General features: G+C 44.4%; 6 protein-coding genes, 2 rRNA genes and 5 pseudogenes (1 of these 13 cut by a window edge). 1 reads left to right on the top strand and 12 read right to left on the bottom strand.

All coding sequences use genetic code 11. From position 1 onward, the window contains the following. From DYC50_RS10625 to trmJ, 10 genes and pseudogenes are all read right to left on the bottom strand, one after another. A pseudogene (locus DYC50_RS10625) lies at positions 1-142 on the bottom strand (bifunctional glutamate--cysteine ligase GshA/glutathione synthetase GshB); the annotation flags it as partial. A 193-nt stretch (positions 143-335) separates the two neighbouring features. After that, entirely contained in the window at positions 336-674 is a 339-nt protein-coding gene (gene fdx / locus DYC50_RS10620; protein ID WP_017805156.1) for an ISC system 2Fe-2S type ferredoxin, read from the bottom strand. A 20-nt stretch (positions 675-694) separates the two neighbouring features. Beyond that, positions 695-2,429, bottom strand: a pseudogene (gene hscA, locus DYC50_RS10615) (Fe-S protein assembly chaperone HscA); the annotation flags it as partial. Between the two features lie 128 nt (positions 2,430-2,557). After that, a pseudogene (gene hscB, locus DYC50_RS10610) lies at positions 2,558-3,074 on the bottom strand (Fe-S protein assembly co-chaperone HscB). 11 nt (positions 3,075-3,085) lie between these two features. Continuing rightward, positions 3,086-3,409, bottom strand: coding sequence for an iron-sulfur cluster assembly protein IscA (iscA, locus tag DYC50_RS10605; protein WP_035686194.1), 324 nt, complete (start codon positions 3,407-3,409; stop codon positions 3,086-3,088). 62 nt (positions 3,410-3,471) lie between these two features. Next, positions 3,472-3,849: a Fe-S cluster assembly scaffold IscU gene (iscU, locus tag DYC50_RS10600; RefSeq protein ID WP_115250212.1), complete on the bottom strand. Its 378-nt coding sequence runs from the start codon at positions 3,847-3,849 to the stop codon at positions 3,472-3,474. Positions 3,850-3,982: 133 nt separating this feature from the next. After that, positions 3,983-4,591 carry an aminotransferase class V-fold PLP-dependent enzyme gene (locus tag DYC50_RS10835; protein ID WP_425451088.1) on the bottom strand — a complete coding sequence of 203 codons (609 nt, stop codon included), beginning with the start codon at positions 4,589-4,591 and terminating at the stop codon, positions 3,983-3,985. Continuing rightward, positions 4,542-5,102, bottom strand: a complete 561-nt coding sequence (locus DYC50_RS10830) for an aminotransferase class V-fold PLP-dependent enzyme (RefSeq protein ID WP_425451087.1) — start codon at positions 5,100-5,102, stop codon at positions 4,542-4,544. The genes DYC50_RS10835 and DYC50_RS10830 overlap by 50 nt, the downstream gene beginning before the upstream one ends. Positions 5,103-5,198: 96 nt before the next feature. Then, positions 5,199-5,667, bottom strand: a pseudogene (iscR, locus tag DYC50_RS10590) (Fe-S cluster assembly transcriptional regulator IscR). A gap of 58 nt (positions 5,668-5,725) precedes the next feature. Then, a pseudogene (gene trmJ / locus DYC50_RS10585) lies at positions 5,726-6,459 on the bottom strand (tRNA (cytosine(32)/uridine(32)-2'-O)-methyltransferase TrmJ). A gap of 146 nt (positions 6,460-6,605) precedes the next feature. Here trmJ and suhB point away from each other — a divergent pair. After that, positions 6,606-7,436, top strand: a complete 831-nt coding sequence (gene suhB / locus DYC50_RS10580) for an inositol-1-monophosphatase (RefSeq protein ID WP_245934892.1) — start codon at positions 6,606-6,608, stop codon at positions 7,434-7,436. A gap of 577 nt (positions 7,437-8,013) precedes the next feature. Here the strand turns inward: suhB and rrf are convergent. Beyond that, positions 8,014-8,129: ribosomal RNA gene (rrf, locus tag DYC50_RS10575) — 5S ribosomal RNA — on the bottom strand. A 90-nt stretch (positions 8,130-8,219) separates the two neighbouring features. Beyond that, a 23S ribosomal RNA gene (locus DYC50_RS10570) occupies positions 8,220-10,753 on the bottom strand; it runs 572 nt beyond the window's last position.

The following is a 10,753-nucleotide window of genomic DNA, read 5'->3' as shown; positions in this document are numbered from 1 at the left end:
GATTGCCAAAAACCTTAGGGTGTTCAGTGGTTACGATAGAACCGTCTGCGTGTAGACGCTGGCTCTCTTTTTCAATCCCAAATGAGCCTTGTTGGAATAACAGCCCAAGATGGTTTTGCTTAATGGTTTGTTGGATTTTCATATTTTTTCCTTCTATTCAAGGTCAGGACAATGCTGACTATTATCTAAGCTCATTACTAAAAAGGCAAAAACTAAATCTTTATGAGTTATAGCGATTTGATCTTAAACAAACCACGACATATTTCGCCATAAAATAGATAGGCGGATTTTACTCCGCCCCAGTTAAATCTTAGTTAGTTTTTGCTTAGCGATGCTTAATGCTCTTCTCTTGCGTGGTTTAAGCTGTATTTTGGAATTTCCACCACAAGATCTTCATTACCAATTTGGCATTGGCAGCTTAAACGGCTATCTACTTCTAAGCCCCAAGCCTTATCTAGCATATCGTCTTCCGCTTCGCTGCTTTCGTTTAAGCTATCAAAGCCTTCGCGAATAATCACGTGGCAGGTGGTGCAAGCGCAGGACTTATCGCAAGCGTGTTCAATTTCAATGCCTGCATCTAATGCCACATCTAATAAATTATCCCCTTCGGCAGCGTCTACCACCATTCCTTCCGGACAAAGGGTTTCGTGAGGTAAAAAAATCACTTTAGCCATAATCACTATTCCTTAAAATTCTCAATTTCATCAATAGAATGCCCTGAAAGTGCCGTTCTGATGGATTTATCCATACGGCGTGCGGCAAATTCTTGCGTGGCACGATCCAAGGCTTTAATGCCTTGCTTAATGGCAAGGCTATCTTCTTGTTGTACTAATTCTTGCAGCGAAATTAACGCATTTTTCACCGCACTTAATTCTTCATCATTCAACAGACTTTCGTCCTGTTGCAAGGCAGAATGCACGCTTTCAATCACACGGGTTGCTTCCACGCGCTGTTCCGCTAATAAACGTGCTTGAATGTCTTCTTTGGCGTTTTCCATTGAGGCTTTCAGCATTGCGGCAATTTCTTCATCGGTTAGCCCGTAAGAGGGTTTCACCTGAATGGAAGATTGCACGCCAGTGGATTTTTCCATTGCGGTTACACTCAGCAAACCGTCTGCGTCCACTTGGTAGGTTACGCGAATATGCGCAGCCCCTGCTGCCATTGGTGGAATACCACGCAAGGTAAAACGCGCTAGAGAACGGCAATCTGCCACCATTTCACGTTCACCTTGCACAATATGCACGCTCATTGCGGTTTGACCGTCTTTAAAGGTGGTGAACTCTTGCGCTCTTGCCACAGGAATGGTGGTGTTGCGTGGAATAATTTTTTCCACTAAACCGCCCATTGTTTCAATCCCTAAGGAAAGCGGAATCACGTCCAATAGCAGCATTTCGCTATCTGGCTTGTTGCCCACTAAAATATCTGCTTGAATCGCCGCACCAAGTGCTACAACTTTATCAGGATCGATAGAGGTTAATGGTTCACGTTGGAAAAACTCACCCACTTTTTCACGCACAAATGGCACACGGGGTTGAACCACCCACCATCACCACTTCTCGCACATCTTGCGCACTGATGCCTGCATCTTTTAATGCACGGCGACAAGCCATTAATGAGCGCTTCAGCAAAGGCTCAATGAGCTGATTAAAGGTTTCGCGGCTAAGCTCGCCTTGCCAATTTTGATATTCAACGCGGCTGCTTTGCGCGTCAGACAACTCGGTTTTCAGCTGTTTCGCTAAATTCCAAAGCTCACGGGTTTGTTGATCATTTTGCGGTGCAATGCCAGATTGTTCCACGATCCAATCGGCGATGAGATGATCGAAATCATCACCGCCCAATGCGGTATCACCGCCCGTAGCCAGCACTTCAAACACGCCTTTGGATAAACGCAAAATGGAAATATCAAGGTGCCGCCGCCTAGATCGTAAAACCGCAATGACACCTTCTTGTCCGCTGTCTAAGCCATAGGCAATGGCGGCTGCGGTGGGTTCGTTAAGTAAACGTAATACGTTTAACCCTGCCAATTTCGCTGCATCTTTGGTGCTTTGACGTTGTGCGTCATCAAAATAGGCTGGCACGGTGATCACCGCCCCTTGCAATTCGCCGCCGAGGCGTTTTTCTGCAAGTGCGGTCAATTTTTTCAGAATTTCGCTTGAAACTTCAATCGGGCTACGCACACCTTGTGCGGTTTCAAATAAAGGCAAACCATTTTCACTTTGTTGAAAACGGTAAGGCAAATTCGGGTAGCGATTTTGTACGTCCGCCAATGAACGGCCGATTAAACGCTTAACAGAAATAATGGTATTTTGCGGTTCAAGACTAGCTAATTCCCTGGCTTCATACCCCACAAGCACGGGCTGATTGGCAGAAAAATTAACAATTGAAGGCGTTAATGCGCGCTCTTTTTCATCCAATAAAATTTCTGCCATTCCACTGCGCACGGTGGCTACAAGGGAATTGGTTGTGCCAAGATCAATGCCCACCGCTAATTTGTGTTGGTGCGGTGCGCTGGTTTGCCCCGGTTCCGCAATTTGTAATAAAGCCATTGTTATTCTCTTTAAAAATCCATTAAGTTGTCTTCAATGCGTTCAACTTCAAGTAACAGTTTTTTGATGAAACGTAAACGATCCGTCAGCATTTGTGCCGTTGCCCAATCTTGCGCAGAAAGTGCGGTTTAATTGGCTTAAAATTTCCTGCTGTTGTGCACTGATTTGATCGGAAAACTGCATTAGCGCATCGCTGTCTTTCTGCTGTTCAATGTCTTCAAGCTCTTCGCGCCATTGCATTTGTTGCATTAAAAATGCCATATCTTGGCTGGTTTTTTCTTCCACATTTTGGCTGCCTAAATGCAAGGCAATAATGCTATCAGCACGGGCAATGGGATCTTTTAATATTTGCAAGGCATCATTCACTTCTGCCGATTTTTGCATTGCTAAACGCTGTTCTTGCGTTGAACGATGTGCAAAATTATCGGGATGCAGGGATTTTTGCAATGCCAAATAACGGTTATTCAAGAGATCAAGATCAAGTGAAAATGCCACTGGCAAATCAAACAATGCAAAAGGATTGCTCATTGGTGTTCCTATTAAACGTTAAAACTTTCGCCGCAGCCACATTCATCTTTCACGTTAGGATTGGTGAATTTGAACCCTTCGTTTAAGCCTTCTTTGACAAAATCCAGTTGTGTGCCGTTGAGATACACCAAGCTTTTGGTATCCACGATTACTTTCACACCGTGATCTTCAAAAACTTGATCGTCTTCGTTTAAGGTATCCACAAATTCAAGCACATAAGCCAAGCCTGAACAGCCTGAGGTTTTAATGCCTAAGCGTAACCCAATGCCTTTGCCACGGTTAGCAAGGAAGGTTTTGACGCGATTTGCTGCACTTTCGGTTAATGTTACGCTCATAAGGTTCTCCACAAAATGATGAAAAGTGCGGTTAAATTTCACCGCACTTTTATTTGCTTAAATTATTCGCCGCGTTTTGCTTTGTAATCAGCGATAGCTGCTTTAATGGCATCTTCTGCCAAAATGGAGCAATGCACTTTTACTGGTGGAAGTTCTAATTCTTCCGCAATTTGGCTATTTTTGATGGCTTGAGCTTCATCAAGAGATTTGCCTTTCACCCACTCAGTGATCAATGAGCTTGAAGCAATGGCTGAACCGCAGCCGTACGTTTTGAATTTCGCATCTTCAATGATGCCGTCATCATTCACTTTGATTTGTAACTGCATTACATCGCCACAAGCCGGCGCGCCCACCATTCCACTTCCCACGGTTGGATCTTTTTTGTCGAATGAACCTACGTTACGCGGGTTTTCATAATGATCGATTACTTTGGTCGCTATATTGCCATTTTTCTGTTCCTTTTGCTAACTTTTGCTAAATTAATGGTGAGTCCACTCAATTGAGTTAAGATCATGCCTTCTTTGAACATATCCCATAATGGGGATAATTCTCTTAATTTTTCCACCGCACCTTTCACCAGATTGATGGTGTAGTCAATTTCTTCTTCGGTGGTGTACGTCCCACAGTAAAGCGGATTGAGCTGTGTGCAAGCTCATCGTTTAGCCCTAAAGCACGCAACACATAAGACGGCTCAAGGCTGGCTGAAGTACAAGCTGAACCTGATGAAACTGCAATATCACGCAATGCCATCATTAGACTTTCACCTTCCACATAGTTGAAGCTGATGTTTAGGTTGTTGTCCACACGGTGTTCCATTGAGCCATTTACATAGGTTTCTTCGATGTCTTTTAAGCCGTTGTACAAACGATCACGCAATGCTTTTAAGCGTGGCATTTCGGTTGCCATTTCTTCTTTGCAGATACGATAGGCTTCGCCCATACCTACGATTTGGTGAACAGGTAATGTGCCTGAACGCATTCCACGCTCGTGGCCGCCACCGTGAATAATCGCTTCTAAACGAACGCGCGGTTTACGGCGAACATATAATGCCCCGATACCTTTTGGCCCGTAAAGTTTGTGGCTCGACATTGACATTAAATCCACGTTCAGTTCCGCTAAATTGATCGGTAATTTACCTACGCTTTGGGTGGCATCGGGTGTGGAAAATAATTTTGCGTTCACGGCATAGATCGCCAATGGCTTTAATATCTTGGATCACGCCGATTTCATTATTGACGTGCATAATAGACACTAAAATGGTGTCGTCACGCATTGCATTTTTTAATTCTTCTAAGTCGATTAAACCGTCTGATTTCGGTGTTAAGTAGGTAATTTCAAAGCCTTCACGTTCTAATTGACGGCAAGTATCTAGCACCGCTTGTGTTCTGTTTTGCAGGTGATAATGTGCTTTCCCTTTGCTTTGATAAAAATGCGCAGCACCTTTAATCGCAAGGTTGTCGGCTTCTGTTGCACCTGACGTAAACACGATTTCACGGCTATCTGCACCGATTAAATCGGCAATGTGATTACGTGCCACATCAACGGCTTCTTCTGCTTGCCAGCCGAATTTATGAGAACGGGAAGCAGGGTTCCCGAACGTGCCTTCGATGGTTAAAAACTCCATCATTTTTTTGGCAACACGTTCGTCCACAGGGCAAGTTGCCGCATAATCTAAATAAATAGGTAATTTCATTCTACACTCCTAAAAAAATCTATTATTTTGCACCGCACTTTATTTATTAAAGCTAAGAGCTTTATTTTTAAGGCGAAGGATTTTGACGATAAAACACTAAGCGTTTTCGTTTAGCATCACTAAATTGTCAAAATCTTTATGATGACGGTGCTGAGGCTTTTCCTGATGATGTTTTTCCACCAGTTCGCCAAAGTAATTTCATTTAAAAAATTTTCAATTCGCTGGCTGAGTTCGTCCATAAAGAATGGGTTAAACATTGCTGCCCGCCTTTGCAATCCCCTTGTCCTAAGCAACGGGTTACGGTGATATTTTCATTCACCGCAGCGATGATCATTCCAATGGAAATTTTATCGCTTGGCTGCCCAAGCTGATACCCCCCACCAGGGCCACGCACACTTTTCACCAAACCGTGGCGGCGTAATTTTGCGAATAATTGTTCTAAATAAGAAAGGGAAATATGCTGTCTTTCTGAAATATCAGCCAAGCTAACAGGGCCATTTTCAGTATTTAATGCAATATCTAAAATCGCAGTTACAGCATAACGACCTTTTGACGTTAATTTCATCTTCTACTTCCTTCTAGCAATTAGGCGGTTATCTTACATAACCTTCTAAATTAGTCAACTATTCCCTATTGAAATTTCCGCTTTTTTCCACCGCACTTAACATTCCGCGTAGGATATTTAATTCATTTTTTTCCACTTCAGCGCGCAGATATAAACGTCTTAATTTTTGCATAACACCTTGATTTGAATGAAACCTAGCTGTTGATAAAGGCGTTCCGTATGGGCAAAAAAGTATTCTAATTCCTGTGCCGTTGGATAGGTGTTTTCTATTGATGAAAGTGATAAATCCACGTCTTTTTTATTTTCTTCCAACCACGCCATTCGCAATTCATAGCATATTAATTGCACTGCCATTGCTAAATTCAGCGAAGAATAATCAGGATTGGCAGGAATGGTTAAATGATAACGACATTTCAGCAATTCTTCATTGGTTAGCCCAATGCGCTCGCGCCCGAAAACGATGGCGACTTTATGTTGTTTCGCAAAGGCAACCGCTTTTTCCGCACAAGCACGGGGTTCAAGTAAGGTGCTTTGCAAATGGCGCAGGCGAGCGCTTGTGCCAATAACAAATTCACAATCCGCCACGGCTTGATCAAAGGTTGGCACGATAACCGCGTTCTTCACCACATCATCAGCTCCCGCCGCTAATGCAATGGCTTGCTCATCAACAGTTTTGTTTTGGTGCAACGAGATAAAGCTGGCTTAATCCCATTGTTTTCATTGCGCGTGCTGCTGATCCAATATTGCCGCTATGAGAGGTTTCTACTGCACAATGCGAATATTTTCTAACATTTTGATTCTGCATTATCTGACTACAAATTGTGGGTATTCTAGCACAATACCACAAAGTGCGGTCAGAAATAGGAAAATTTTTTCGCGCCCAACCAGGGTTTTTCTCGCTTTTTGCTTAAAAAAATCACTATAATTCGTGGCCTTAAATGATGTTCTTAAAATCTGGTGGAAATATGAATCCAATGTTAAATATCGCTATTCGTGCGGCACGAAAAGCGGGCAATATTATTGCTAAAGGTTATGAACGCCGTGATGATATCAAGCGGTGGCAAAAAGTGCAAATGATTTTGTTACCAATATTGATAAAGCTTCCTGAAGCAGCTATTATTGATGTGATCCAAAAAGCCTATCCTGACCATACCATTATTACTGAAGAGAGTGGCGCGTTAGAAGGCAAGGAAAGCGATGTGCAATGGGTTATTGATCCACTAGATGGTACGACAAATTTCATCAAAGGATTACCGCACTTTTCGGTTTCTATCGCGGTTCGTGTGAAAGGCAGAACCGAAGTTGGCGTGGTTTATGATCCTATCCGTAATGAACTCTTCACTGCTGTGCGTGGACAAGGAGCAAAAATCAACGAACTGCGTCTGCGTGCAGAAAACACCAAACGTGAATTACAAGGCGCAATCTTAGCCACTGGCTTCCCATTCAAAAAAATGTCGGCAATGCCAACGCAATTTGCAATGATGAGCAATCTTGTCAATGAAGGAAAAGTGGCTGATTTCCGTCGTACTGGTTCAGCAGCGTTAGATATGTGCTATGTGGCCGCTAACCGTGTTGATGGCTATTTTGAAATGGGCGTGAAAGCTTGGGACATTGCAGCAGGTGATCTTATCGCCCGCGAAGCTGGTTGTTTAGTCACGGATTTTGAAGGCGGTCATAGCTATTTAACTTCAGGCAACGTGGTCGCCGCTCCTGCACGTTTAGTAAAAGAAATCTTAAACCAAATTCAGCTTTGCCTAAAGCCTGCTTAAATAAACTAAGTTAGTATTATTACTTCTTTACACACCTCACTTTGTGGGGTGTTTTTATTTCACTTGAAGTAGCCACTAGGCAGGGCTCGAACCCACTGCACACAATCCCCGGTACTCTTTCAACCGTTCGTCCGCGATCCTCGAGATTCATCGCTTTTCTAGTGGCTAGGTCAAATATAACACATTCAACTTTTATCACAAGTGTGATTATTATGCTCCTAAAGAAGATTATGAATAAAATCATTGCCTAGATAATAACGCCAGCCCTTTCCCACTAAATACTAAAAATTCAAAAATTTTCACCGCTCTTTAAAATTCTTTCTAACCGTATTTCTCGCTTCAATTTCTGGTTTGGGAATAAAAAGTGCGGTGGTTTTTTATCAGATTTTTTGATGGTTATGTGTTGTGGATAGATTTAGTCTATTCTAGCCTGGTAAGATTTTAAATGAGCGATTTCGATGATTACCAAAAAATAAGTGAAGAGGAAGCCATGCAATTTATAAAATCAACTAAATCATAATAACAAAAACAAAAAACGCCACTGAGTTTCCTCAATGGCGTTCTTCTTTTATTCAAAACCTGGCGGTGTCCTACTCTCACATGGGGATTCCCCACACTACCATCGGCGTTACAGCGTTTCACTTCTAAGTTCGGCATGGATTTAGGTGGGTCCACTGCACTAGCGCCGCCAAGATAATTCTTTATATTCTTTATCTTTCTTTATGTCTTTTCTATTTTTCTTTACTTCTTTAACAAAAACAAGCCAAAACCCTTGAGTGTTGTATAGTTAAGCCTCTCGGGCAATTAGTACTGGTTAGCTCAACGGCTCACACCGCTTACACACCCAGCCTATCTACGTCTTAGTCTCAAAACAACCCTTACAGTCTTATAGACTGGGAGAACTCATCTCAAGGCAAGTTTCGTGCTTAGATGCTTTCAGCACTTATCTCTTCCGCATTTAGCTACCCAGCAATGCCTCTGGCGAGACAACTGGTACACCAGTGATGCGTCCACTCCGGTCCTCTCGTACTAGGAGCAGCCCCTCTCAATTCTCCAACGCCCACGGCAGATAGGGACCGAACTGTCTCACGACGTTCTAAACCCAGCTCGCGTACCACTTTAAATGGCGAACAGCCATACCCTTGGGACCTACTTCAGCCCCAGGATGTGATGAGCCGACATCGAGGTGCCAAACACCGCCGTCGATATGAACTCTTGGGCGGTATCAGCCTGTTATCCCCGGAGTACCTTTTATCCGTTGAGCGATGGCCCTTCCATTCAGAACCACCGGATCACTATGACCTGCTTTCGCACCTGCTCGACTTGTCTGTCTCGCAGTTAAGCTTGCTTATACCATTGCACTAACCTGACGATGTCCGACCGTCATTAGCAAACCTTCGTGCTCCTCCGTTACGCTTTGGGAGGAGACCGCCCCAGTCAAACTACCCACCAGACACTGTCCGAACACCCGTTTCAGCGCTTCGTTAGAACATCAAACGTTAAAGGGTGGTATTTCAACAACGACTCCACGATAACTGGCGTTACCGCTTCATAGTCTCCCACCTATCCTACACATCAAAATTCAAGGTTCAGTGTCAAGCTATAGTAAAGGTTCACGGGGTCTTTCCGTCTAGCCGCGGGTACACCGCATCTTCACGGCGATTTCAATTTCACTGAGTCTCGGGTGGAGACAGCCTGGCCATCATTATGCCATTCGTGCAGGTCGGAACTTACCCGACAAGGAATTTCGCTACCTTAGGACCGTTATAGTTACGGCCGCCGTTTACTGGGGCTTCGATCAGGAGCTTCTCTTTCGATTACACCATCAATTAACCTTCCAGCACCGGGCAGGCATCACACCCTATACGTCCACTTTCGTGTTTGCAGAGTGCTGTGTTTTTAATAAACAGTTGCAGCCAGCTGGTATCTTCGACTGGTTCATGCTCCATTCGCAAAGAACTTCACACTACGCCAGCGCACCTTCTCCCGAAGTTACGGTGCTATTTTGCCTAGTTCCTTCACCCGAGTTCTCTCAAGCGCCTGAGTATTCTCTACCTGACCACCTGTGTCGGTTTTCAGTACGGTTTAGATAAACCTGAAGCTTAGTGGCTTTTCCTGGAAGTGTGGTATCAATTACTTCAGCACCTTAGTGCCTCGTCATCATCTCTCAGTGTTTACAGTGAACCGGATTTGCCTAGTCCACCCACCTACCAACTTAAACGTACATCTCCAACAGTACGCTAACCTAACCTACTCCGTCCCCACATCGCAGTTTATCCAAGTACGGGAATATTAACCCGTTTCCCATCGACTACGCTTTTCAGCCTCGCCTTAGGGGCCGACTCACCCTGCCCCGATTAACGTTGGACAGGAACCCTTGGTCTTCCGGCGAACGGGTTTTTCACCCGTTTTATCGTTACTTATGTCAGCATTCGCACTTGTGATACGTCCAGCAATCCTCTCAAATCACCTTCTTCCGCTTACACAACGCTCCCCTACCCAACAGGCGTATCACTAATATCCCTCTTCGATTCTTTGCCATTACACTCAACGTGTTTTTCGCTTTACCCACTTGCTTCGCAAGGGGTAATCGTTAAGGCGTATTAGTGATACGCCTGATGCCGCAGCTTCGGTACTATATTTTAGCCCCGTTACATCTTCCGCGCAGGCCGACTCGACTAGTGAGCTATTACGCTTTCTTTAAATGTGGCTGCTTCTAAGCCAACATCCTAGCTGTCTAAGCCTTCCCACTTCGTTTCCCACTTAATATAGATTTTGGGACCTTAGCTGGCGGTCTGGGTTGTTTCCCTCTCCACGACGGACGTTAGCACCCGCCGTGTGTCTCCTGAGTATCACTCTTCGGTATTCGGAGTTTGCATCGGTTTGGTAACCCGGGATGGGCCCCTAGCCGAAACAGTGCTCTACCCCCAAAGGTGTCCGCTCAAGGCTCTACCTAAATAGATTTCGGGGAGAACCAGCTATCTCCCGGTTTGATTGGCCTTTCACCCCCAGCCACAAGTCATCCGCTAATTTTTCAACATTAGTCGGTTCGGTCCTCCAGTTAGTGTTACCCAACCTTCAACCTGCCCATGGCTAGATCACCGGGTTTCGGGTCTATACCTTGCAACTCAACGCCCAGTTAAGACTCGGTTTCCCTTCGGCTCCCTTATTCAGTTAACCTCGCTACAAAATATAAGTCGCTGACCCATTATACAAAAGGTACGCAGTCACCCCATCATTAAGCCCCCTCTGTTTGATTTCTTTGGGTTGGACTTCACTGCGTGAAGTCAACCGCACTTCCAACAAAAGGTGTGCTA

It is taken from the genome of Avibacterium avium, from assembly GCF_900454535.1.
Taxonomy (GTDB): Bacteria; Pseudomonadota; Gammaproteobacteria; order Enterobacterales; family Pasteurellaceae; genus Avibacterium; species Avibacterium avium.
This window is presented reverse-complemented; position numbering and strand designations above follow the sequence as displayed.